The organism is Lysinibacillus sp. 10T31, assembly GCF_056394365.1.
Map to the genome: position 1 here is coordinate 48784 of NZ_JBFTHS010000011.1, position 24173 is coordinate 72956.

Sequence of the window (24173 nt, forward strand, 5' to 3'; positions counted from 1 at the left end):
ATATTTATGCTTGTCTATCAAATTGTTGAATCATTTTATGCAGCTCTTCTGATTGTTTCTTTAAGCCTTCTGCTAGTTTTTCTACTTGCTCAATTGCGTATGCTTGTTCTTCTGCTGCACTGCGAACTTCCTGTGCACCTGCTGACGTTTCTTGAGCTATGGCTGCAACTTCTTGAGATTGACGAGCCGTTGTTTCAATATTATGCATTTGCTGTTCAATTAGTGTAGAGATTTCTACAATCGCTGTCGCCATTTCATGTACGCTTGAAGACATTCCTTCTACTGCTGTCGTAGTTTCTGATACACGTGCAGCTTCTTTTGTCGCAAATGTCACCTGCTGATTCATTTGTTTTACAACAATTTCAACGTTTTGTTGCATGGATTGAATAAGGGAAGTAATGCCCTGTACCGCTTTTGCACTTTCATCAGCTAAACTACGAACTTCTTCAGCTACAACAGCAAAACCTTTGCCATGTTCGCCAGCACGCGCTGCTTCAATCGACGCGTTTAAAGCTAGTAAGTTTGTTTGTGCTGCAATATCGCCAACTAAGCTAATGATGCGCTCTACCTGTCCAGCATTGTCTTCTAATAGACGAATGCTTTCTAATGCCTCAGTATTGCCAGCTGCGATTTGCTGAATACTATTTACTAACGTTTCGATAGCTTTTGTTGTTGTCGTTAAATTATGTAAAATCTCTTTGGATTGCGTTGCCGATGCCTCTGCTCTACTATTAACTTCTGTCGCGAGAGCTCGTACATCTTCAATTGCTTCAGCTGTATCTTGGACTGCCGTTGCAGATGTCTCTGCACCAGAAGAAATATGCTTTACTGTAGAAGCAATATTCTCTGCTTTTTTTGTTGCAACGGCTGCTTCATCAGATAGTTGGATAATTGATTGATTGGTTTGCTGGAAGTTATTATCTATACTTTCCACCATTCCTCTTAAGTTTAACACCATTTGTTGGAATGCCTCTGCAACAGAACGAATTTCATCACTTGTTTTCGGCATTTCTACATCCTGTCCAATTTTCCCTTCTGCTACTCGGGAAGCTGAATTTTCGAGCTGCTGTAAAGGTTTAATTAAGATTACACTGAAAACTGCTGCCAAAATGCCTGACCATACAATCCCTGATACATAAGTAAAAATTTCAAACAGTTTACGATTGATCTCTGGGAAAAAGGTAGGTTGTAAATATTCGATAAATATAAAACTGATACTGTAAGTGATTAGTGCAAGAATACTAACAAATAATACTAGTTTTAGTCGTAAACCAAACTGTTTTTTCATAGCGACCCTCAATTCTCTTCAATTTTTTTTACTAATCGTTCTACCAATTCCGTTAATTCTGCAAATGTTTCTTTATATATTTCTTTACTACCACCATAAGGATCTACAACATTTCCTCCGCTACCTTCGCTTGCATACTCTTTTAAAGTAAAGACTTTTTGTCCTGCATTTGGATAATTAGCGATAATTGTATCTTTGTGAGCTGTTGTCATTGTTAAAATTAAATCAGCCCACTCCATTTCAGTTATTGATAATTGTGTTGATAAATGCTGATGCGTCATATTTGCTTCATATAATACTTGTTGTGCATGTGCAGACATTTCCGCATTTGGCATGGCATAAATGCCCGCTGAACGGACTTCAACATTGGCAATTTGTTTATGTCTTAAAATAACCTCTGCCATTGGACTGCGACAAGTATTCCCGGTGCAAACAAATAGTATTTTCATACTTATCACCCTCCTATTTCTATTGCCGGATAGCTAGTACACTCATAATGATTAAAAAAACACCTGTAATTATTTGAAGTTTATTCCCGAGCAAGACTTGACTTCTACTGGCAATGACTAATGACCCATAAGAACAAATAAGTGCACTAACACCTGCACTTATAATAAATACTGCTTCCTCTAAGTGTAGCATACCAAAAGAAACACTTACTGAAAAGGCGTCTAGGCTTGCAGTCACAGCTAAAAGTATTGGTGAAATTGTAGCCTTTTCATCTTTTCGCGAAAATAATAGTAAATACAAGCCCATGCAAAATAATAAAATACTTGAAATCCATTGTCCCCACTCTAAGAGTAAATGCACTAAAAAGTGTCCTAATTCAAAACCTAATAACGGGAAAAGCATGTGCAAAGCAGCTGTCCAAACTGATAAAAAAAATCGATATCTAACATTTGGCATTAATACATATAAGCCAATCACATCTACAGACGTTATTATACCTGCAAGAATTCCCTGCAAGAAAGCACTCCTTCGCTCTCTAATATTTTATCATTTTATGCTCGAAAATACAGTATTATCATAATACATTTTCCTTACAACTAAGTGTTAAAAGTCACTACAACAATAAACAATCACCTTCATTTATAGTAAAAACTTGCTAGGCTTTCTACAGCTATAGATCAAGTATAAAAGTCTAAGCAGATTTTTATCCCGCTTTAACGGGCAGTAATTATTCTGTACCGAAAGCAAAGCGTCAGGTACAAGACTCCCCCTCACTTCCAGAGAGATTCACTGCCCGTAAAAGCCCGATTGGTGAAGACTAATAATCAGTGGGGATGATATTAAAGTTTCACTTTATCTTGAATACAAAAATAGCATGCCAGAAGTTACTTCTAGCATACTATTTTTGTAGGTATTTTATTAACGAGTATACCATTTTCCTCCAGATGCTTTCTCAAGACGATTCATAATTGCTGCCCCTACCCCATCAATCGATGTAGTAGTCGCTAAGATAATTGTAGCTGTTGTTTTATCGCATGCTCTTAGGGCATGATATAATGCTGCACCCATTTCTTCTTTACTACCGGCTTCTCCTACTGAGAAATAAAAATCAGCCTTGCTATCAACAAAGCTAGCTGGTGCAAGTAACGCTACTTTATGCTCTTGTTTTTGTAATTGCTGTACAGCTTCACGGACTTTCTCCAAATCACATTCAATTAATAACACAGGGGCGTTAGGAGCATAGTGTGTATATTTCATACCAGGGGCTTTTGGAGTAGCCTCTAATTTCTGCTCTATTTTTGAAGGTTGAAGTACTTGACCAATCTTAGCCTCTAACATTTCCTTCGTAATTCCGCCCGGACGTAAAATTACTGGAGGTTCGTGTGTAACATCTAATACTGTGGATTCGAGTCCAATTCCAGTAGAACCTCCATTTAAAATATAAGGTATGTACCCTCCCAAATCATCCTGAACATGTATTGCTTCTGTAGGACTTGGCTTCCCACTACGATTAGCACTCGGCGCAGCAAGCGGCTTTTTTAATTGTTGAAGTAAGGCGAGCGCAACTGGATGATCTGGCATACGAATGCCGACAGTCGATAGACCAGCTGTCACACTGTCCGCCAGTACGTTTGGCTTTGCAGGCATTACAAGTGTCAGTGGACCTGGCCAAAATAAATCCATGCATTTTTTGGCTACTTCAGAAATATGCTCTATATAAAGTTCAACTTCCTCTTTCGTGCCAATGTGGACAATTAACGGATTGTCTGAAGGACGACCTTTTGCTTCAAATATCTTTTTGACTGCCGTGTCATTTGTTGCAACAGCTCCTAGGCCATAAACCGTTTCTGTTGGAAATGCCACGACCTCACCTGCATTTAAGATATCCACAGCCTGTGTATAATTTGTCTGACTATTCTCATTACTGTCCACAATCTTGCAAACAGTTTCCATAATTAAAACCTTCCTTCAATTATTCGTTTTTACTGAATTATCCACATAATGTTTATAACTTATTAAAAATTGTGCATAAGTTGTCTGAATTTGTGAACAATTCATTCAAAAAAACCTTTAATCCATTCCCATATAAAAAATGTAACGTGTTCCTTCTCTTCTTTTACTTCTTCTTTCGCTTCTTCTTTAGCAGGCTCACAAATTGATGGGAATACGCTACACCACCAGTTATCACCACGTGCATCACCGATTTTCACGACAATCGAATGATACAAATTTTGTGGATAAAGTACAGCGTCTTTTCTCTTTGGTGGAAATAAGTTATCCCCAAGTACAACTTGTGTATCCAGTTGTGGATAATTTTCTTTTATTTCTGCTTCAATTTCTTGTTTTAACGAAAGTATTTGCTCGTTATCCACAGTTTTAGCTCCAGCACTAGCTACCACTTGCTCAAAATAGGGCTTTAGATTTTTAACAAGCTGCTCCTTTTCATGCTGATCCTGTGTCGTATTGCTATTAGCAATAACGCGTATACGAAAATCATTTTCTTGCTCATGATTGATAGACTCTTTCGCAAAACCTACTAATGATGGAATATATAAAACACATAACTGTAAAGCAATCGCTATAAATACTAATCTTGCAAAAGCTAGTAAGATATTTCGTTTAGGTAATCTAATAATCTTGTATTCGTTTAACATAAAAATCCCTCCTTGCTCAACATTGTTGGCAAGAAGTAGATACTTTATACATGAATTTCACAAAAAATCATTCGAGGCTTACCATTTATATCTTTTTCTATCGAAATTGTAGCCTGTGGAAAACTATTTTTAAAGAATTGAGCGACCTGCTCCCCTTGTGTATAACCGATTTCAAGACCAATGAGCGCTGGTTTATTCATAAGAGGCGGAAGCTGCTCAGCCAACTTTCTATATAAAATAAGTCCGTCTTCTTCTGCAAAAAGCGCACTATGCGGTTCATGCTCTAGCACGGTACTTGACATCTCTTTCGCCTCATCTAAAGCAATATACGGTGGATTCGATAAAACGATATCAAATTTCTCACCTGCCAGAGGCTTCGTTAAATCCCCTAGTCGAAAATCAATATCCGCCGCTAATCTTTGTGCATTGTTTTGTGCTGTAGTTAAAGCAGCTTCGGATAAATCAGTGGCTACGACCGTTAGCTCTGGACACTCTAGCTTCATAGAAATAGCAATTGCACCACTACCAGTTCCGATGTCTGCAAGCTTCACTGCTTGATCATTAAATATTGTGTTCATACGATTAATTGTTCCAAGCACTAATTCCTCGGTCTCAGGTCTAGGAATAAGCACTGACTCATCGACAATAAATGAACGGCCATAAAATTCTTCACTACCTAGGCAGTACTGTACAGGTCGTCCACTCGCATGCTCTTCGATGAGTTCTTGAAATTTTTCTTTTTGTTCAGCTGTTAATACGTCTTGAAGGTGTAACATTACTTCTGAATAGCTAGTGCCAAGTATATGCTGCATAACAATACGTGCTGCCGTTTCCTCACGACCATTATCCACTAAAAAAGAAGAAGCCCATTGAAGGGCCTCCATTACATTATTATAGGTCATCATTTAATCGCTCTAACTTTGATGCTTGCTCCTCTAAAATAAGCGCATCAATGATTTCGCCTAGTCTACCTTCGACGATTTGATCTAGTTTTTGAATCGTTAAACCAATACGGTGGTCTGTTACACGGTTTTGTGGATAATTGTATGTGCGAATACGTTCAGAGCGATCGCCTGAACCTACAGCTGATTTACGTGTGGCATCTATTTCTTTTTGTGCTTCTCGCAAATACATATCAGCAACACGAGCACGCAGAATTTTCATTGCCTTTTCACGGTTTTTAATTTGTGATCGTTCATCCTGCATCGATACAACAACACCTGTCGGTAAGTGAGTCATACGGACAGCTGACATCGTTGTATTTACCGATTGTCCACCTGCACCAGAAGATGCAAATGTATCCACTCGGATATCTTTTTCATGGATTTCAACATCTACCTCTTCAACTTCAGGTAAGCAAGCTACTGTCGCTGTCGATGTATGAATACGCCCTTGAGATTCTGTTGCAGGTACACGTTGTACACGGTGCGCACCATTTTCAAATTTGAATTTTGAATATGCACCTTGACCGTTAATCATAAAAATAACTTCTTTATAGCCGCCCATTGCATTTGGCGTCGCTTCCATTATGTCAATTTTCCAGCCTTGTGTCTCAGCATAACGAGAGTACATACGGTACAAATCTCCCGCGAAAATATTCGCCTCGTCTCCACCAGCTGCTCCACGAATCTCCATAATAACGTTTTTATTATCATTAGGATCTTTCGGAATTAATAGAATGCGTAAACGTTCTTCTAACTCTTCTTGCTGTTCTTTTAGTAGGTTGAATTCTTCTTTCACCATCTCGTGCATATCAGGATCTTTTTCACTATCTAGCATATCTCGTGTTTCAGCTAATTGCTCTTTTACACTTTTATATTCACGATAAGCATCTACAGTTTCCTGGATATCTGATTGTTCCTTGGAATATTCACGTAATTTTTTACTATCATTCACAATATCGGGGTCACTTAAAAGCTCTGTTAACCTTTCGTAACGATCCTCCACTGCTTGTAATCGATCGAACATGGATTTCACCTCTATTTAGTTTTTATGGATCATCACCAAAACGTGTGGTTGATTTCCGTTCCGGCTGGGCGCTTTCCCGGGGGCGTCCGATGAGCCGCTTCACTCGCTTTGCTCGCTGCAGGGTCTCATCTGTGACGCTAATCCCCGAGGAGTCGCCCAGCCTCCACTCCAATCAACTTATTTACATAGTGGACGTTTTAACAAAAATCATCCATAACTTTTGATGATGAACCTTTTTATGAAGTTTGCTCTTACTGAAAAAGAGAAACTCTAAATTAGAATTACGCTAAGCGCGTAAGAATATTTTTGAACATTTTTCATTTCCACTACTTAGTATAAGGAAATTTCCGCATGTATGCTACTTTTTCTTAGTTCAAACAACTGAATCAGTTTACATTATAGCGGTGGATGCGCGTGACACTTTCGGCAAACCGGATAGTAGGAATCATTCCCGCCAATTTGAATTTGATCACCTGTATAAACAGGCTTTCTACTTTCATCAACACGCAAATTCATTGTCGCTTTTTTATGACAGAACCAGCAAATCGTTTTCATTTCCTCAATTTTATCTGCATATGTAAGCATGTACTGACTGCCTTCAAATAACTCATTTTGAAAATCGTTTTTTAGACCGAAGCCCATGACCGGAATATCTAACTCATCTACAATATATGCTAACTGCAAAACATGCTCTTTTTTTAGAAATTGCACTTCATCAACAAGTACACAATATGGTTTTACAGCATTGTTTTTTACTAGCTCAAAAATATTTGTATCATCATTAACAGGAATGGCTTGTTGACGTAAGCCTACTCGACTTGAGATAAAGCCTACTTCATCTCGCGTATCTATGCCTGGTGTAAACATCATTACAGGTTTTTGTTGTTCTTCATAGTTATGCGCAACTTTTAGAATTTCTATGGATTTACCACTATTCATTGCACCGTGTTTAAAATATAGCTGTGCCATTTTGTCTTCTCCCTTTCTTCATGTCGATCTGGATACTGGAAAGACTCGCATCAACGTATTTAACTTCTTTCAGCTACAGAAGTCTCCAATTTTATGCCGAGGCATAATTGATTATACTGAAAAAAATACCTGCCAAGCACATGCTTGGCAGGTATTAAACTAACATTAGTTTTTAAGACCGTATTTTTTGTTGAAACGATCCACGCGACCATCAGCAGACGCGAATTTTTGACGGCCAGTATAGAATGGGTGACAGTCGTTGCAGAACTCGACAACGATGTTTTCTTTTACTGAACCAGTTTTGAAAGTGTTACCACAAGAGCAAGTTACTGTTGCTTCTTTGTAATCTGGATGAATTCCTTGTTTCATATTCGTTTTCTCCTCTCGCCCTGAACCATCTGGAACAGAGTATTATCGAACTGTACCTTACATAGCCCGAATATGTCGGCTACATATGTACACGTTACATACCTTGCAATATTAACATATACAATATACATTTGACAATGGTTTTTAATGTAACAATTAGTTATTTTTAATTTATTTTAAGGCGTATCACTATAATGATTACTGTTCCGGCCGGGCTCTTTCCTGATGGCGTCCGATGAGTCGCTGATCCCCAAGAAGTAGCCCGCTTCCCTCTATCAACTTATATATAACAAGTATTATTATTAACTTTTGGTGATGTTATACCAGTATTTAAAAATCACCATCAACTTGTTATAGTCAACGGTGATTCATATTTAAATTAAGCCCTTACCTTTAGTAGCTTTTTTCATATCTTCATTTAATTTTTCAAAGAATTCTTCATTTGATTTTGTCGTACGTAATTTTTTCATGAAACGCTCCGCAAAATCAGGTGCGTCCGAGAATGTTTTACGAATTGCCCACAGTTTTTCAAGTTGCTCAGGCTCAAGAAGAAGCTCTTCCTTACGTGTACCTGAACGGCGGATATCAAGCGCAGGGAAAATACGACGCTCTGCTAATTGGCGATCAAGATGAAGCTCTAAATTACCTGTTCCTTTAAATTCCTCATAAATAACCTCATCCATACGAGATCCTGTATCCACTAAAGCTGTCGCTAAAATTGTTAAGCTACCGCCTTCTTCAATATTACGGGCAGAACCGAAGAATCGTTTTGGTCTATGGAAGGCAGCCGGATCAATACCACCTGAAAGCGTACGACCGCTCGGAGGAATAACTAAGTTATAAGCTCGTGCTAATCGTGTAATAGAGTCCATTAAAATAATAACATCACGCTTATGCTCAACTAAGCGGCGTGCACGTTCTAACACAATTTCTGCAACTTTCACATGATTTTCTGGAACCTCATCGAAAGTCGAGCTCACTACATCCGCATTCACTGAACGTTCAATATCAGTTACTTCCTCAGGGCGTTCGTCAATAAGTAAGACAATTAACTCCGCCTCCGGATAATTTGTTGTAATAGAATTCGCGATTTCTTTTAATAATGAAGTTTTCCCTGCCTTTGGTGGTGCAACGATTAATCCACGTTGCCCAAAGCCTACAGGTGCCACTAAATCCATAATACGAGTCGATAAATTACGTTGAGTTGTTTCAAGCTTAATTTGTCGGTCAGGATATAAAGGCGTTAATGCAGGAAAATGCACACGTTCCTTTGCTACTTCTGGGTCTTCGCCGTTAACAGCATCCACCTGTAGTAGTCCATAATAGCGTTCGTTTTCTTTAGGTGGACGTACTTTACCAGATACCTTGTCCCCATTTCGTAGGTCAAATCGACGAATTTGAGAAGCAGAAATATAAATATCTTCTTTACTTGGAGAATAGTTAATTGGTCGAAGGAAGCCAAAGCCCTCTTGCGAAACAATTTCTAGTACACCTTCCATAAAGAAATAGCCCTCTTGCTCCGAACGTGTTTTCAAAATAGCAAATATTAATTCTTTTTTCGTTAGCTTGCTATAATATGAAATTTTGTATTGGCGTGCAAGGGCGTAAAGCTCTTTTAACGTCATGTTTTCTAATTGAGCGATTGTCAATGCAGACATATGCACAACTCCAGTCTTTTTCAAAATATAATTGCTGTTTTTGGGGTTATTAAAGAAGTTTTTTTTACGATAGGCTCTGTAATCTATTCGTACCTGTCAGCGTTTTCATGCGTAAGTCAGAAATTAAGCAGTTTGAATCAGAGCGATAGGTACTTGAATTAACTATGCAAAACAATGAAGCATAATATGGCCTTATAAAACTATGGGATGGTTGAAAAATTTAGAAGAAGGTACCTAGCGCAAAAAGATGCACTAGGTATATTTTAGAAGAAATTTTTATTAATAGCTAGGTTTTTTATCAAGAGCGTGACGACCTTCTACAAAACGTACAGTTCCAGATTTAGCTCGCATAACAACTGAATGTGTTAATGCATAGGCTCCTTTATACTGAACACCTTTTAAAAGCTCGCAATCTGTTACAGCAGTCGCTGCAAAAATAGCATCGTCACCTTTAACTAGGTCATCTAAATGAAGAACTTTATCTACGTCTACACCCATTTTTTTGCAACGTTCTAACTGTTCCTCATCTTCTGGCACTAGCTTCGCTTGGAAGTCTCCACCTAGACATTTTAATGCAACAGCTGAAATTACACCCTCTGGTGCACCACCTGTACCAAACATAATATCAATGCCAGTTTCATCAAAAGCAGTATTGATAGCTGCTCCAACGTCGCCGTCTTGAATAAATTTAATACGTGCCCCAGCTTCTCGGATTTCATCAACTATTGCTTGGTGACGTGGTCGATCTAAAAGTGTAGCTACTACGTCTGAAATATCTTTATTTTTAGCTTTTGCTACCTGTAATAAATTATAAGTAACAGAAGCGTTAATATCTACCTTACCTGCTGCTTCTGGTCCTACTGCAATTTTTTCCATGTACATATCAGGTGCGTTTAACAGATTACCTTTATCTGCAATAGCAAGAACTGTCATTGCACCATTTGTACCCTTCGCTACAATATTTGTACCTTCTAATGGGTCAACTGCGATATCTACTTGAGGACCTCCATTACGTAGGCCAAGCTCTTCACCAATATAAAGCATTGGTGCTTCATCCATTTCGCCTTCACCAATCACTACTGTAGCATGCATTGGAATTGTATCGAACATTACACGCATCGCTGTCGTCGCTGCATCATCTGCCTCAATTTTCAAACCGCGACCCATCCATTTCCCGGATGCGATTGCTGCTGCCTCTGTTACTCGTACTACTTCCATCGATAAACTACGTTCCATTGTTTTATTTGCCTCCCGTTATCGGCATATTTCTTCGCCGAAACATTCAAATTACCTCTATTGTAACATAGTTAGTTCAAAACTTTTAGCTCTCATTATTCCTTTGCCTCTGCTACGCGGGCCATTATTGTTTCACGTCGAATATCAGCGCCTAAATCACGTAATTTCTCAATAAGTGAGCTATAACCACGCTCAATATGATAAATATCATGAATTTCCGTTTCGCCTTCAGCTAAAAGGCCTGCTAATACTAATGCGGCACCAGCACGAAGATCTGTAGCTGTTACAGTTGAACCTTGTAATTTACTAGGACCTGTAATCATAGCTGTATTTCCTTCTACGCGTGCATTGGCATTCATACGACGAAGTTCATCAATATGCTTAAATCGAGCTGTATAGATTGTATCTGTTACCTTTGAGGAACCAAATGCTTGAGACATTAAAACAGCAAGTGGCTGCTGAATATCTGTTGGGAACCCAGGATACACTAACGTTTTCACATCAACGGCTTGTAATGTGGAGAGGTCCGTTTTTGGCACAAAAATACTTTCTTCACCGATTTCAATTTTTACTCCCATTTCACGAAGCTTTGCAGTAATCGCCTCTAAATGCAATGGAATAACATTATCGATTGTAATGCCTTCACCTAAAGCGGCAGCCATAATCATAAACGTAGCAGCTTCAATGCGATCTGGAATAATCGTATGTTCTGTACCATGAAGTTCCTCTACGCCTTCAATACGGATAACACTTGTACCCGCACCTTTAATATTAGCTCCCATGTTAGTAAGAAGAGTTGCTACATCAATAATTTCCGGTTCTTTTGCTGCATTTTCAATAACCGTACGTCCCTTCGCGAGGACAGCAGCTAACATAATATTAATTGTTGCTCCAACACTGGCAACGTCTAAATATATTTTTGCGCCAATTAATTCATCAGCACGTAAATAAATTGCTCCATGCTCATTAGTGATTTTCGCACCTAATGCCTCAAAGCCTTTTATATGTTGGTCAATAGGACGCGGCCCTAAGAAGCAGCCTCCAGGCAAACCAATCACAGCTTTTTTAAAGCGTCCAAGCATTGCTCCCATTAAGTAATAAGAAGCACGAAGCTTTTTCACGTTACCGTTTGGTAATGGTAATGCAATCATATCTGTTGGATCAATTGTCATTACGCCATCCTCAAATGAAACTTCTCCACCGATTTCCTCTAATAATGCCTTTAACGTCCATGCATCAGAAATTTCTGGTATCCCTCCAATTGTCACTGGAGAGTTCGCCAAAATTGATGCTGGAATTAAGGCGACTGCACTATTTTTTGCACCACTAACTTTTATTGTACCCTCTAGACGATTTTCGCCTGTAATTTTGTAAACATCCATTTTGCGTTCTCCCTCATGATTGGAAAGTAATTTTTTCTGAAATTGGCTCACTATATAATCTTATTATTTGCCTTTTCTCTTATTCCAATCCGCTAAAAATCCTTCAATTCCTTTTTCCGTTAATGGATGATGGAAAAGTTGCTTTAATACTTTATAAGGAGTAGTTGCAATATGTGCACCAGCAAGTGCTGCTGCTGTTACATGCTGTGGATGACGAATAGATGCAGCGATAATTTGCGTATCGATATTATGAATTGTGAAAATATCTGCAATCGTTTCAATTAGTTCTACACCGTTTTGACCCATATCATCTAGACGGCCGATAAATGGTGATACATATGTAGCACCCGCACGAGCAGCCATTAATGCTTGGTTGGCACTGAAAATTAATGTTACGTTCGTTTTAATACCTTTATCTGCAAAGAAGCGACATGCCTCTAAACCAGCTGGAGTCATTGGCAATTTAACTGTAATATTCGGAGCAATGGCAGCCAATTCTAAGCCCTCTTTAATCATACCTTCTGCATCTAAAGCAATTACTTCCCCACTCACTGAGCCATCTACAAGCTCTGTGATTTCACGAAGTCGATCATGGAAAGAAACGTTCTCTTCTTTAGCAACTAACGATGGGTTTGTAGTAACACCTGATAAAATACCCCATGCGTGTGCTTCTTTAATCTCTTCAAAGTTTGCTGTATCAATGAAAAATTTCATAATATTCACTCCTGATCACTGTTTTGTCTCATTACCATACCATAGGGTTAATTTCCGTTCCGAATGAGCGCCTTACTAGGGCCGTTCATTTAGTGTGGAAATCAACTATTATACATTACATACGTTTTAACACAAATGCTATCCCCAACTTTTGGTATGAGCTCTATATTTGAATTTTTGCCAAAAATTTTTTATTTCAAAAACAAGAGAAGGTCGACAAAAGCATCAACACTTCTCTTATTATGTGTATTCATCTGTGATTTTGTAGCATTTAGATACAAAAATTATGCTTTTTGCGCACTACCAAATTCACGAATTTTCCCGATAACTGTTGTTTTAATCGCTTCACGTGCTGGAGCAAGGAATTTACGAGGGTCATAAACAACTTTATCATTATCAAGAACTTCACGGATTACTTTTGTAGCAGCAATTTGATTTTCAGTATTGACGTTAATTTTTGCTGTACCTAATGAAATTGAGCGTTGGATATCTTTTGTTGGAATTCCTGTACCACCATGTAATACTAATGGTAGTTCTGCTAATTTAGAGATTTCTTCCATTTCTTTAAATCCTAAATTTGGTTCTCCTTTGTAAGGACCATGTACAGAGCCAAGCGCTGGTGCTAAGCAATCGATATCTGTTAGCTCAACCATTTTACGGCATTCCTCTGGATCAGCGTACATAATACCACCGATTACGCCATCCTCGTCACCACCTACTGTACCAAGCTCAGCTTCAACAGAAACACCTTTCGCATGAGCGTACTCAACTACTTTTGAAGTAGTCGCAACATTTTCCTCGAACGGATGATGAGATGCATCAATCATAACGGAAGTAAATCCTGCATCAATTGCTTCTTTACATTTTTCAAAGCTTGAACCATGGTCAAGATGAATAGCTACAGGTACTGTAGTGCCATAAGACTCCATTAAACCTTTTACCATGTGTACAACAGAGATAAATCCGCCCATATATTTACCTGCGCCTTCAGAAACGCCTAGAATAACTGGAGATTTTTCTTCTTCTGCTGCTTGTAAAATTGCTTGAGTCCACTCAAGGTTGTTGATGTTGAACTGACCAACCGCATAACCTTCTGCTTTTGCTTTAATTAACATCTCTTTCATAGATACTAATGCCATACTAAAAATCCTCCTCTTAGGACTATTCTTTCTACATAGATATGCTATTTAATCATAGCAAAAATAAAAGCCCCTGAAAAGCAGGGGCTTTTATTTTCTACACGAAAGCGAAGTGAAACGGAGCGGCAGTGTCAACCGTAGTGCAGTGCAACGGAACGAAGGTTACGCGAAAGCGAAGTGTAACGCAGCGGCAGCGTTTTCTTTTCTGCACTAAAGCGGAGTGCAACGCAGCGGCAGTGCCAACCGTAGTGTAGTGCAACGGAACGAAGGTTTCAGCCCCTGAAAAGCAGGGGCTTTTATTTTCTACACGAAAGCGAAGTGAAACGGAGCGGCAGTGTCAACCGTAGTGCAGTGCAACGGAACGAAGGTTACGCGAAAGCGGAGTGTAACGCAGCGACAGCGTTTTCTTTTCTGCACGAAAGCGGAGTGCAACGCAGCGGCAGTGTCAACCGTAGTGCAGTGCAACGGAACGAAGGTTACGCGAAAGCGAAGTGTAACGCAGCGGCAGCGTTTTCTTTTCTGCACGAAAGCGAAGCGACAGTGCTCAACCGCAGTGTTCATCGGCTCATCGGACACGCCTAGTCGGACGGAATCAACTTCACGTATGGTGATGAGCCATATAATTTGGAAGTAAGTGAATATGAAACGGTAGAAAAATACTACAAATTTTGTAACAGCCATGAAAAACAGGCGGTGTTGACCACTGCCTGTTCATCTAAACATTTAATGTTTTATTAACTTCATCACGCACTTCGAAAATATCGAAAGGCTTAGTAAAGTATCGAATTGCGCCTAAATCTAACGCCTGCTGTACGACGTCCAATTCACCATATGCAGTCATCATAAATACTGGGAGTTGTGGCCACTTCTCTTTTAAGCGCTGTAAAATTTCTATGCCATCCATCCCTGGAATTTTCATGTCTAATAGGACACAATCCATTTCCTCTTCAGCATATTTCAGAGCTTCCATGCCATTTGCAGCTAAATATGTAACATAACCTTCCTTTTTCAACACTTCATTTAAAAGTAAACGAATTCCTGGTTGATCGTCGACAATTAGTAATCGTTTCACATTTCATTCCGCCCTTTCTGAGTTATTATCCTTACACAAAACTTCCTATATTATGTATTATTCTCCTTTAACCTCTTAATACCTTCTAGTATTATAAATTATCTGCTTTTGCTTTATGCTCTTTTCATACCTATAATATTGATTGAGGTGGGATCATGTCAAAAATTCTAACAACACAATTAAGTGGATTATTACAAAGAATAACACAAAATGAAGAGGAAGCTATTGAAGAAACAGCACGATTACTTGCACAAGCGGGTATTGGTGAAGGCAATGTCTATTTCGCCTGCTTTGGTGAAATGCAAGTTGTCGAATTAAATGCATGTCAAGCTGTGGAACGTTTTACTAAGTTAGTCCCTTGGACAAAAGATACAGTTATCACGGAAGCTGATCGTGTATGCATTTTTACACGTAGTGCACACGATGAGGATGCATTAGCCTTAGCACAGCAGTTAAATAATCAGTTTGTTCCATTTGCAGCAGTTGCAAGCGAAGTTGCTAATTCCGAAAACCCATTAGCAGATTTAGTGTATACGTATATTTCAACACGCATGCGTGGTGGTTTATTACCGAACGATTTAGGCAAACGCATAGTTGTACCGCATGCTATTGCTGCCCTTTTTGTTTATGAAGCAGTAAAAATGGCTTATGATGAAATGCTTGTTCTTGATGACGAAGAGTTATAAAAGAAGAGTTGTCTCAGCACTTGAGACAACTCTTTTTTCATTATTTGAATGTTGCTCCGATAAAATCACGGAACAATGGTTGTGGACGGTTTGGACGTGATACTAGCTCAGGGTGGAATTGACATGCTACGAAGAAATTATTTTCTGGTAACTCGATAATTTCCACTAATTTACCGTCAGGACTTGTACCTGAGAAGACAAGACCTTCAGCTTCCATCGCTTCACGATATTCATTGTTAAATTCATAACGATGGCGGTGGCGCTCATAAACTAACTCTTGACCATAGGCTTGGCCTGCCTTTGAGCCTTCTTTTAATTTACATGGATATAAACCTAAACGTAATGTACCGCCAATGTCTACAGTGTCGTTTTGATCTGGTAGGAAATCAATAATAGGATATTCCGTTTTTGGATCAAGTTCTGTAGAATGTGCGCCTTGTAAACCAAGTACGTTACGAGCAAATTCCACTGTTGCAAGTTGCATACCTAGGCAAATACCTAAGAATGGTACATTATTTTCACGAGCATATTGTGTCGCTAAAATTTTACCTTCAACTCCACGATCACCGAAGCCACCTGGAACTAAAATAGCGTCAGCACCTTTTAAAAGTGAAGCAACATTGTCAGCATCTACATGTTCTGCATTGATCCAGTCAATCTCAATATCAGAATTAAATGCATAGCCTGCATGCTTTAATGCCTCTACAACAGAAATATAAGCATCTTGTAGTTCTACATATTTACCTACTAATGCTACTTTTCGTTTATTTGGTAAGCTCTTCACTTTTGCTACAAGCTCGCGCCATTCTTCCATATCCGCCTCTGGTGCTTCAATGCCAAAATGATCAAGTACAATATCATCAATATCTTGTGCATGAAGGTTTAGAGGTACTTCATATAAATGCTCTGCATCGCGAGATTCAATAATTTCATGTGGCTGAACATCACAGAATAAAGCTAATTTTTCTTTCATATCCTGAGGCACTTCTTGCTCTGTACGTACAACGATAATATTTGGTTGAATACCTAAAGAACGTAATTCTTTTACAGAATGCTGAGTTGGTTTTGTTTTTAGCTCACCCGCAGCTTTAATATAAGGAATAAGCGTACAGTGAACATACATCACATTGTTATGACCTAAATTCGTTTTCATTTGGCGAATTGCTTCAAGGAATGGCAATGACTCAATATCCCCAACTGTTCCGCCTACTTCTGTAATAACTACGTCTGCATTTGTTTCGCGACCAGCTCGTTGAATACGATCTTTGATCTCATTTGTAATATGAGGAATTACTTGTACTGTTCCACCGTTGTAATCACCGCGGCGTTCTTTTTGTAATACAGACTGATAAACACGCCCTGATGTTACTGTAGAATGTTTTCCTAGGTTAATATCAATGAAACGTTCGTAGTGACCTAAGTCTAAGTCAGCTTCTGCGCCATCATCTGTTACGAAAACCTCACCATGTTGATAAGGACTCATTGTACCTGGGTCAATATTGATATATGGGTCAAATTTTTGAATCGTTACTTCTAATCCACGATTTTTTAATAAACGACCTAGAGATGCTGCTACAATCCCTTTTCCAAGTGATGACACAACCCCACCTGTTACAAAAATATACTTCGTCATGAAAAAATTCCTCCTTATGTTGTTCTAGAAATTACTAGTAAGAAAAGTGCATTCACGTCCTAAGCTAAGTAATCTTGAGCATTGGTGCAAATGTCTCTACGGCCTAAGAAAATTGATATTTCTTATCCTTAAAATAAGAAAAGCCGAGAATGCCTACAAAAAATTGTAGTCGATTCGAAGCTGTAATCGTTTCTATCTCTTTTCTACTTTCATTTAAAAAAATTCATCTAACATATACTCAGTCACCGATTATTATACATCATGAATAATTTAGAGCATTTATATTCATTCCGTAGCTATAAACATGGGAGAACTTGACTGAATATAGTTAAAAAAAATAAAAAAACGCTCCTCCTGCATAGGTTTGCAGGGGAAGCGTATTACATACACGGTCTTTCTCCTTTAATTAAGGAGCCCAAGTAAAAGATTAAACGTAACCGTGATAGAAGTCAAGATTTTTTACTATAAGGATAAAAGAAAGAAAATTTCAAAGAGTAATTATCATCGATTATACCTCGGCATAATCGATGTTTGCTGAAATAAGTTAAACTTCTTCCTCTTCTTCAAATTCATCTTCTTCCTCATCAATAAATTCCTCATCGATTTCTTCATCGATGTCCTCGATATCTTCTTCATCAAAATCGATATCTTCTTTTTCATCCTCTTCTTCATCTACATCTTCTTCATCTTCATCTTCATCTTCAACGAATTCTTCATAATCTTCATCGAAGTCAATATCTTCTTCCTCTAGATCTTCCTCTAAATCATCTTCATCTTCAGCGGCAGCTTTAGATTTTTTCTTATGAGTTTTAACAGAAGGTGCTGTTTCTTCCTCAATCTGTTCAACTTTATACCATTCACGTAAGCCCCAGCCAGTTTCCTGATTAAATAAGAAGCGGCCATCTACATTTAAATCTGTGTAAAATTGTAGTAGGCGAGCTTTCATTTCTTCATCACTATAACCCACAAGCTCTTGAATAATTGTTAATAAGTCATTATAAGACACTGAGGCACGTTTTTCAGTTAAAATTGCATACGCTAAGTTAATTAACGACTCTTCCGTTAATTGTTCTTTTGTCATTTCACGAAAATTCATTCGTGCACTTCCTTTCCCTCATCACAATGGACGTTTTAAAATTCATATAGCTTTATTATCGGAGCGCAGCAAAAAAGGCCGCACAAAAGTAACTTTCCATATCATAAGCATAATACCCATTATATACAAAGTTTTATCCTCTTTGCTAGCTTCAATTACTGTTTTTTATATCACGCATTTTTTTTATCCCTAAGTAAAACAAATAGACAGATAATATTAGTAAAGGAACAGCGCCAAATTGCTTATCATACAGGAAAATAACTCCTACCACCAAAGCTAGGATAATGATGTAGTTAATAGCTGATTTCATCATTCTACTGCGCCTCCCCTTTTTTTACATTTCTATTATAACGGAAATAAAAAGAAGTGCCTAATCCTAAGACTAGACACTTAAAACTTCACAAACATTTTGCACAAAATAGAATAAATGTTATACAACAAGAAAATTTACATGTTTACAAATTACATATTACGACGATATTGTCCGCCAACCTCATATAAAGCATTTGTGATCTGCCCTAAGCTAGCAACCTTTACGGTTTCCATAAGCTCCGCGAAAATATTACCATTGTTTACAGCTACTTGTTGTAAACGAGCAAGGGCCGCTTCGTTCTCACCTTCATGTTGCTTCCAGAAGACTTGTAAATTATGAATTTGCGTCTCTTTTTCTTCCGTCGATGCACGCGCAATTTCCATATTGTTAATTTCATCTTCTGAAGGTGGATTCGGATTTAAGTATGTGTTCACACCAATGATTGGTAACTCACCTGAATGCTTTAGCATCTCGTAGTACATGGATTCCTCTTGAATCTTACCACGTTGATATTGTGTTTCCATTGCACCTAGCACGCCACCACGATCATTGATACGATCAAATTCTTCTAGTACCGCCTCTTCTACAAGATCTGTTAACTCTTCTACGATAAATGCTCCTTGTAATGGATTTTCGTTTTTCGCTAAGCCATGTTCCTTCGTAATAATCATTTGAATAGCCATTGCACGACGTACAGATTCTTCCGTAGGCGTTGTGATTGCCTCGTCATATGCATTTGTATGCAATGAATTACAGTTATCCTGTAATGCCATTAACGCCTGTAACGTTGTGCGGATATCATTAAAATCAATCTCCTGTGCATGCAAACTGCGTCCAGATGTTTGGATATGATATTTTAATTTTTGTGCTCGTTCATTGGCGCCGTACTTATCACGCATGACAACTGCCCAAATACGACGGGCTACACGTCCAATAACTGTGTACTCTGGATCAAGTCCGTTAGAGAAGAAGAATGATAGATTTGGCGCAAAGTCGTCAATATTCATTCCTCGACTTAAATAATATTCCACATACGTGAAGCCATTTGCTAATGTGAAGGCCAATTGTGATATTGGGTTCGCACCAGCTTCGGCAATATGGTAACCAGAAATAGATACTGAGTAATAATTACGAACTTTATGATCGATAAAGTATTGCTGAATATCTCCCATCATTCGTAACGCAAACTCTGTTGAGAAAATACATGTATTTTGCCCTTGGTCTTCTTTTAAAATATCTGCTTGCACAGTTCCACGTACAACCTGTAATGTTTTCTCTCGTGTCTCCGTAAATTCTTCAACTGTTAAAGGTCTACCAAGTTCTTCCTCACGTAGTTTCACTTGCTGATCAATAGCCGTATTCATGAACATCGCCAAAATAACCGGTGCTGGACCGTTAATTGTCATCGATACTGAAGTTGATGGTGCACATAAATCAAAGCCTGCATAAAGCTTCTTCATATCCTCTAGCGTACAAATAGATACACCCGATTCTCCAACTTTCCCATAAATATCTGGTCGGTAATCTGGATCCTCACCGTATAACGTTACCGAATCAAATGCTGTTGATAAACGTTTTGCATCATCATCCTTCGATAAATAATGGAATCGTTTATTCGTACGTTCAGGCGTTCCTTCACCAGCGAATTGTCGCTTCGGATCTTCCCCTTCACGTTTAAATTGGAATACCCCCGCTGTATATGGGAATTCACCAGGTACATTTTCTCTATAAACCCAGCGTAAAATTTCACCATAATCTACGAATTTCGGCAAAGCAACTTTAGGAATTTTTGTACCAGAAAGGCTTGTTGTCTTTAAAATTGTTCGAATTTCTTTATCACGAACTTTCGTGACAAATTCGTCTCCTGCATACGCTTCTTTTAAAGCATGCCAATTGTCTAATATACGTTTAGACTCAGCCGTTAATTCATCTCTAACACCTTCCGCTAAAGAAGTGAGAGATGCGATAAGTGCATCATTTGGCGCTTTTTCCTTAACCGCTACAATAGCTCCCTCTAATTGGAATAGACGACGAGCAAATTCCACCTGCTGCTCTGATTTTTTATGATAGCCACGCACAGTATCTGTCAGTTCTCGTAAATAATAACGACGATCGTTTGGAATGATAACATCTTGCTTTTGAGTTTTCGAAAATTGCTCATAGCCTGTTTCCCAATTACTTCCCGTCTTCGTATTAATGATATTTACTAATACAGCAAATAAAGCATTCGTTCCTTTATCATTAAATTGACTGGCAATCGTACCGTACACAGGCATATTATCAAGTGATTCATCCCACAGTTCTCGTGAACGTTGATATTGCTTCTGCACTTGACGTAACGCATCCTCAGAGCCTTTGCGTTCAAATTTATTGATGGCGATTACATCCGCAAAATCAATCATGTCAATTTTTTCAAGTTGTGTTGGAGCACCAAACTCACTTGTCATCACGTACATGGATAGATCAGTGTATTTTGTAATTTCCGCATCACCTTGACCAATACCACTTGTTTCTACAATGATTAAATCATAGTCCGCTACACGCACTACATCTAGCACGTCCCCAATAGAAGCAGTAAGCTCTGTACGAGATCCACGGGTTGCTAAACTACGCATATATACTCGATTATTGAAAATCGCATTCATACGAATTCGGTCACCAAGTAAAGCGCCACCTGTTTTTTGCTTCGTCGGATCGACAGAAAGAATAGCTACGCGTTTATCCGGAAACTCCTTTAGGAAACGACGAATTAATTCATCCGTTAAGGAAGATTTACCCGCACCACCTGTTCCTGTAATACCTAATACAGGTGTCCCTTTTGAGCGTTTGCGAGCTTCTTCTAGCATCTTTTTCGTTTCTTCATCATCATTCGACTCAGCAGCAGTTATTAAATTTGCTAAAATTTCTGGTGTTTCTGTCGTTATGGCATCCAACTTTTCTTGATAGCTACCTGTAGCCGTTGGGAAATCAGTTCCTTTAATTTTCTCATTAATCATCCCTTGTAATCCTAAGACACGACCATCCTCAGGCGAGAAAATCCCTGCAATCCCATAAGCATGTAGCTCTTTTATTTCACGTGGTAAAATAACACCACCGCCGCCACCATAAATTTTAATATGTGGCGCTCCTTTTTCACGCAGCAAATCATACATATATTTAAAGTATTCCATATGTCCGCCTTGATAAGAAGATACTGCAATGCCTTGTGCATCCTCTTGAATCGCAGCATTTACGACTTCTTCCACGGAGCGGTTATGTCCTAAATGGATTACTTCTACACCGCTTGATTGTAAAATACGTCGCATAATGTTAACCGAAGCATCATGTCCATCAAAAAGACTCGATGCTGTTACAAAACGTACGTGATTTTTTGGACGATATACTTCTACCTTTGTCATATGAAATCCCCACTTTCTCCCCTTAATGTTCTTTATCGACTCATCATCATAACGTGTGGTTGATTTCCGTTCCGACTGGGCGCTTTGCCGCTGACGCTTCGCTTTCGCGCAGAGCAGAGCTTCCTGGGGGTGTCCGATGAGCCGCTTCACTCGCGCCGCTCGCTCCAGGGTCTCATCTGTGACGCTGATCCCCAAGGAGTCGCCCAGTCTCCACTTCAATCAAACAAATATCATCCCAAACTTTATGAGATGAGTCTTTTCATACAAAAAAAAAGTCGGTAATTGCAATGTCGCTCTATGCAATTACCGACAACCCCTTTACGGAACTTATTAGAACCCCTTTATGCCTGAAATAAACAATGTTATTTGCATTTCAATAAATTCGTCAATAGAGTGCTGACGATGGAGCGCCCATTTACGGAATGCCCAGCTTTGTCCAGAAACGACTAAGTTATTTGCTGCCAAATGAATTTGTTTATCCGTCATCGTTATTTCACCCGACTGCACACAGCGTTGTAGTAATCGCTCAAAAGTACCAACCATTTCAAACTCTTTACTAAATACATAGCGCTGTGCTTCTTTTGACAATGATTTAGTTTCCTGATACATGATTGTCAGCTCATCAACCATACTATCAATTTGCAAGAAATACTCTCGAATCATTGCCTGTAACTCTTCTATAGTTCCTGCCTTAATCTCATAACTTGAAAGTCGCTCCATCGCATGGTGATAAATGCTATCACATACAAGGTAAAGGACGTCTTCCTTAGTACGAATATACTCATATAATGTTCCGATACTAAAGCCTGCAGCTTTTGCGATTTCTCTCGTGGTAGCACGATGAAAACCTTTTTCTTTAAATAATTTAATGGCTCCCTCTATCATTTGTTCTCGACGAATGGCGATGAGATTTTCATCTTTTACCGTTGACTGTACTTGGGGTCTTTTATCTCTTTCTGTCATACGTTATTTTGTCAACATACGAGAGATAACAAGTCGTTGAATCTCTTGTGTACCTTCATAAATTTGTGTGATTTTCGCATCACGCATGAAGCGCTCAACTGGATAATCTTTCGTATATCCATATCCACCAAAGACTTGGACCGCCTCAGTCGTTACATTCATCGCAGTATCGCCAGCCATTAATTTTGCCATTGCAGATGCCTTACCATAAGGTAGACCATTTGATTCCAACCAAGCTGCTTGGTATGTAAGCAGTCGAGATGCTTCAATTTGAGTTGCCATATCCGCTAGTTTAAAGGATACACCTTGGTTGGCAGTAATCGGTTTGCCAAATTGCACACGTTCTTTACCGTATTCAACCGCTGCATCCAATGCGCCTTGTGCAATCCCTACAGCTTGTGCCGCAATACCATTACGTCCTCCATCAAGTGTTGTCATCGCAATTTTGAAGCCTTCTCCCTCAGCTCCAAGCATGTTTTCTTTCGGAACACGACAGTTATCAAAAATAATTTCAGTTGTAGGAGATGAACGAATTCCTAGTTTTTTCTCCTTCTTCCCTACCGAGAAACCTTCAAAGCCAGCTTCAACGATAAAAGCAGTTGTGCCATGCTTAGCCTCTGGATCTGTTACTGCAAATACAACATATGTATCTGCTACTCCACCATTGGTAATGAAAATTTTCGAGCCGTTTAAAATATAATCATCGCCATCAAGTTTTGCATATGTTCTCATGCCACCAGCATCAGATCCTGATCCTGGCTCTGTTAAGCCATATGCACCGATATGTTTACCTTCTGCCATTGGACGAAGATATTTTTGTTTTTGTTCTTCATTACCGAATTTATAGATCGGCCAACCAGCAAGCGAAGTATGTGCTGATAAAGTTACCCCTGTTGAAGCACATACACGTGATAATTCCTCTACAGCAATGACATATGCAAGATAATCAAAGCCTGCACCACCGTATTCTTCTGGCCATGGAATACCTGTTAAGCCTAGTTCCGCCATTTTATCGAAAATTGCACGATCAAACTCTTCGTTCTCGTCACGTTCAGCTGCTGTTGGTGCTACTTCATTAATAGCAAAATCACGAATCATTTCGCGTAATTGCTCATGCTCTTCTGATAATTGAAAGTTCATTGTCCATTTCCCCTTTTTTGTTAGACTTTGTTAGTGCTATATTGT

At 38.9% G+C, this 24173-nt stretch carries 23 protein-coding genes; 1 reads left to right on the forward strand and 22 read right to left on the reverse strand.

Features of this window, described 5'->3' with window-relative positions; translation table 11 throughout:
- Positions 1-4: 4 nt before the first annotated feature.
- The 16 genes from AC1DCY_RS08535 to AC1DCY_RS08610 all read right to left on the reverse strand — a co-directional run bounded on the left by AC1DCY_RS08535 (position 5) and on the right by AC1DCY_RS08610 (position 14899).
- The gene (locus AC1DCY_RS08535; protein WP_477349185.1) at positions 5-1288 is read right to left on the reverse strand and encodes a methyl-accepting chemotaxis protein; all 1284 of its coding nucleotides are present in this window, start codon (positions 1286-1288) and stop codon (positions 5-7) included.
- An 8-nt stretch (positions 1289-1296) separates the two neighbouring features.
- Complete coding sequence (locus tag AC1DCY_RS08540; protein WP_477349186.1) at positions 1297-1737, reverse strand: low molecular weight protein arginine phosphatase; 441 nt, start codon at positions 1735-1737, stop codon at positions 1297-1299.
- Between the two features lie 19 nt (positions 1738-1756).
- Positions 1757-2254 (reverse strand): manganese efflux pump MntP, encoded by a 498-nt coding sequence (locus tag AC1DCY_RS08545; protein WP_477349188.1) that lies wholly within the window; start codon positions 2252-2254, stop codon positions 1757-1759.
- Positions 2255-2656: 402 nt separating this feature from the next.
- Positions 2657-3691 (reverse strand): L-threonylcarbamoyladenylate synthase, encoded by a 1035-nt coding sequence (locus AC1DCY_RS08550; protein ID WP_477349189.1) that lies wholly within the window; start codon positions 3689-3691, stop codon positions 2657-2659.
- Between the two features lie 101 nt (positions 3692-3792).
- Positions 3793-4392: a stage II sporulation protein R gene (locus AC1DCY_RS08555; protein ID WP_477349190.1), complete on the reverse strand. Its 600-nt coding sequence runs from the start codon at positions 4390-4392 to the stop codon at positions 3793-3795.
- A gap of 44 nt (positions 4393-4436) precedes the next feature.
- Positions 4437-5297: a peptide chain release factor N(5)-glutamine methyltransferase gene (gene prmC, locus AC1DCY_RS08560; RefSeq protein WP_477349191.1), complete on the reverse strand. Its 861-nt coding sequence runs from the start codon at positions 5295-5297 to the stop codon at positions 4437-4439.
- Complete coding sequence (gene prfA, locus AC1DCY_RS08565) at positions 5284-6360, reverse strand: peptide chain release factor 1 (protein WP_477349192.1); 1077 nt, start codon at positions 6358-6360, stop codon at positions 5284-5286. The genes prmC and prfA overlap by 14 nt, the downstream gene beginning before the upstream one ends.
- A 22-nt stretch (positions 6361-6382) precedes the next feature.
- Positions 6383-6532, reverse strand: coding sequence for a hypothetical protein (locus AC1DCY_RS08570; RefSeq protein WP_477349194.1), 150 nt, complete (start codon positions 6530-6532; stop codon positions 6383-6385).
- A 224-nt stretch (positions 6533-6756) separates the two neighbouring features.
- Positions 6757-7329, reverse strand: coding sequence for a thymidine kinase (locus AC1DCY_RS08575; protein ID WP_197139666.1), 573 nt, complete (start codon positions 7327-7329; stop codon positions 6757-6759).
- A gap of 165 nt (positions 7330-7494) precedes the next feature.
- The gene (gene rpmE, locus AC1DCY_RS08580) at positions 7495-7698 is read right to left on the reverse strand and encodes a 50S ribosomal protein L31 (RefSeq protein WP_010857976.1); all 204 of its coding nucleotides are present in this window, start codon (positions 7696-7698) and stop codon (positions 7495-7497) included.
- Positions 7699-8072: 374 nt separating this feature from the next.
- A complete protein-coding gene (gene rho / locus AC1DCY_RS08585) occupies positions 8073-9356 on the reverse strand; it encodes a transcription termination factor Rho (protein WP_477349197.1) in 1284 nt (427 codons plus the stop codon).
- Positions 9357-9635: 279 nt separating this feature from the next.
- Positions 9636-10592 (reverse strand): class II fructose-bisphosphatase, encoded by a 957-nt coding sequence (gene glpX / locus AC1DCY_RS08590; protein ID WP_053484461.1) that lies wholly within the window; start codon positions 10590-10592, stop codon positions 9636-9638.
- A gap of 95 nt (positions 10593-10687) precedes the next feature.
- Positions 10688-11974, reverse strand: a complete 1287-nt coding sequence (locus AC1DCY_RS08595) for a UDP-N-acetylglucosamine 1-carboxyvinyltransferase (RefSeq protein ID WP_477349199.1) — start codon at positions 11972-11974, stop codon at positions 10688-10690.
- A gap of 63 nt (positions 11975-12037) precedes the next feature.
- Positions 12038-12688 carry a fructose-6-phosphate aldolase gene (gene fsa, locus AC1DCY_RS08600; RefSeq protein ID WP_477349202.1) on the reverse strand — a complete coding sequence of 217 codons (651 nt, stop codon included), beginning with the start codon at positions 12686-12688 and terminating at the stop codon, positions 12038-12040.
- A gap of 284 nt (positions 12689-12972) precedes the next feature.
- The gene (locus AC1DCY_RS08605) at positions 12973-13827 is read right to left on the reverse strand and encodes a class II fructose-bisphosphate aldolase (protein ID WP_477349204.1); all 855 of its coding nucleotides are present in this window, start codon (positions 13825-13827) and stop codon (positions 12973-12975) included.
- Between the two features lie 715 nt (positions 13828-14542).
- Positions 14543-14899 (reverse strand): response regulator, encoded by a 357-nt coding sequence (locus tag AC1DCY_RS08610; RefSeq protein ID WP_477349206.1) that lies wholly within the window; start codon positions 14897-14899, stop codon positions 14543-14545.
- Between the two features lie 155 nt (positions 14900-15054).
- On the opposite strand from AC1DCY_RS08610, the gene AC1DCY_RS08615 reads away from it, so the two are divergent.
- Positions 15055-15585: a DUF2529 family protein gene (locus tag AC1DCY_RS08615; protein WP_477349208.1), complete on the forward strand. Its 531-nt coding sequence runs from the start codon at positions 15055-15057 to the stop codon at positions 15583-15585.
- 40 nt (positions 15586-15625) lie between these two features.
- Here the strand turns inward: AC1DCY_RS08615 and AC1DCY_RS08620 are convergent, their stop codons facing one another.
- The 6 genes from AC1DCY_RS08620 to AC1DCY_RS08645 all read right to left on the reverse strand — a co-directional run bounded on the left by AC1DCY_RS08620 (position 15626) and on the right by AC1DCY_RS08645 (position 24128).
- Complete coding sequence (locus AC1DCY_RS08620; protein ID WP_477349210.1) at positions 15626-17218, reverse strand: CTP synthase; 1593 nt, start codon at positions 17216-17218, stop codon at positions 15626-15628.
- 544 nt (positions 17219-17762) lie between these two features.
- Positions 17763-18314: a DNA-directed RNA polymerase subunit delta gene (rpoE, locus tag AC1DCY_RS08625; RefSeq protein ID WP_477349212.1), complete on the reverse strand. Its 552-nt coding sequence runs from the start codon at positions 18312-18314 to the stop codon at positions 17763-17765.
- A gap of 151 nt (positions 18315-18465) precedes the next feature.
- On the reverse strand, positions 18466-18627 hold the full coding sequence (locus AC1DCY_RS08630; RefSeq protein ID WP_460012803.1) for a hypothetical protein: 162 nt from the start codon (positions 18625-18627) through the stop codon (positions 18466-18468).
- Between the two features lie 149 nt (positions 18628-18776).
- A complete protein-coding gene (gene icmF / locus AC1DCY_RS08635; RefSeq protein WP_477349276.1) occupies positions 18777-22025 on the reverse strand; it encodes a fused isobutyryl-CoA mutase/GTPase IcmF in 3249 nt (1082 codons plus the stop codon).
- Between the two features lie 330 nt (positions 22026-22355).
- Positions 22356-22988, reverse strand: a complete 633-nt coding sequence (locus tag AC1DCY_RS08640; protein WP_477349214.1) for a TetR/AcrR family transcriptional regulator — start codon at positions 22986-22988, stop codon at positions 22356-22358.
- 3 nt (positions 22989-22991) lie between these two features.
- Positions 22992-24128, reverse strand: a complete 1137-nt coding sequence (locus tag AC1DCY_RS08645; RefSeq protein ID WP_477349216.1) for an acyl-CoA dehydrogenase — start codon at positions 24126-24128, stop codon at positions 22992-22994.
- Positions 24129-24173 lie beyond the last annotated feature (45 nt).

Excerpts from the sequence above, each read along its gene's own strand:
- AC1DCY_RS08630 (WP_460012803.1), bottom strand. The coding sequence starts at position 18,627 with ATGATGAAATCAGCTATTAACTACATCATTATCCTAGCTTTGGTGGTA.
- rho (WP_477349197.1), bottom strand. The coding sequence starts at position 9,356 with ATGTCTGCATTGACAATCGCTCAATTAGAAAACATGACGTTAAAAGAG.
- rpoE (WP_477349212.1), bottom strand. The coding sequence starts at position 18,314 with ATGAATTTTCGTGAAATGACAAAAGAACAATTAACGGAAGAGTCGTTA.
- AC1DCY_RS08615 (WP_477349208.1), top strand. The coding sequence starts at position 15,055 with ATGTCAAAAATTCTAACAACACAATTAAGTGGATTATTACAAAGAATA.
- glpX (WP_053484461.1), bottom strand. The coding sequence starts at position 10,592 with ATGGAACGTAGTTTATCGATGGAAGTAGTACGAGTAACAGAGGCAGCA.
- AC1DCY_RS08575 (WP_197139666.1), bottom strand. The coding sequence starts at position 7,329 with ATGGCACAGCTATATTTTAAACACGGTGCAATGAATAGTGGTAAATCC.
- AC1DCY_RS08645 (WP_477349216.1), bottom strand. The coding sequence starts at position 24,128 with ATGAACTTTCAATTATCAGAAGAGCATGAGCAATTACGCGAAATGATT.
- AC1DCY_RS08535 (WP_477349185.1), bottom strand. The coding sequence starts at position 1,288 with ATGAAAAAACAGTTTGGTTTACGACTAAAACTAGTATTATTTGTTAGT.
- AC1DCY_RS08550 (WP_477349189.1), bottom strand. The coding sequence starts at position 3,691 with ATGGAAACTGTTTGCAAGATTGTGGACAGTAATGAGAATAGTCAGACA.
- AC1DCY_RS08540 (WP_477349186.1), bottom strand. The coding sequence starts at position 1,737 with ATGAAAATACTATTTGTTTGCACCGGGAATACTTGTCGCAGTCCAATG.
- AC1DCY_RS08605 (WP_477349204.1), bottom strand. The coding sequence starts at position 13,827 with ATGGCATTAGTATCTATGAAAGAGATGTTAATTAAAGCAAAAGCAGAA.
- AC1DCY_RS08595 (WP_477349199.1), bottom strand. The coding sequence starts at position 11,974 with ATGGATGTTTACAAAATTACAGGCGAAAATCGTCTAGAGGGTACAATA.
- prfA (WP_477349192.1), bottom strand. The coding sequence starts at position 6,360 with ATGTTCGATCGATTACAAGCAGTGGAGGATCGTTACGAAAGGTTAACA.
- rpmE (WP_010857976.1), bottom strand. The coding sequence starts at position 7,698 with ATGAAACAAGGAATTCATCCAGATTACAAAGAAGCAACAGTAACTTGC.
- icmF (WP_477349276.1), bottom strand. The coding sequence starts at position 22,025 with ATGACAAAGGTAGAAGTATATCGTCCAAAAAATCACGTACGTTTTGTA.
- fsa (WP_477349202.1), bottom strand. The coding sequence starts at position 12,688 with ATGAAATTTTTCATTGATACAGCAAACTTTGAAGAGATTAAAGAAGCA.
- AC1DCY_RS08555 (WP_477349190.1), bottom strand. The coding sequence starts at position 4,392 with ATGTTAAACGAATACAAGATTATTAGATTACCTAAACGAAATATCTTA.
- AC1DCY_RS08640 (WP_477349214.1), bottom strand. The coding sequence starts at position 22,988 with ATGACAGAAAGAGATAAAAGACCCCAAGTACAGTCAACGGTAAAAGAT.
- AC1DCY_RS08620 (WP_477349210.1), bottom strand. The coding sequence starts at position 17,218 with ATGACGAAGTATATTTTTGTAACAGGTGGGGTTGTGTCATCACTTGGA.
- prmC (WP_477349191.1), bottom strand. The coding sequence starts at position 5,297 with ATGATGACCTATAATAATGTAATGGAGGCCCTTCAATGGGCTTCTTCT.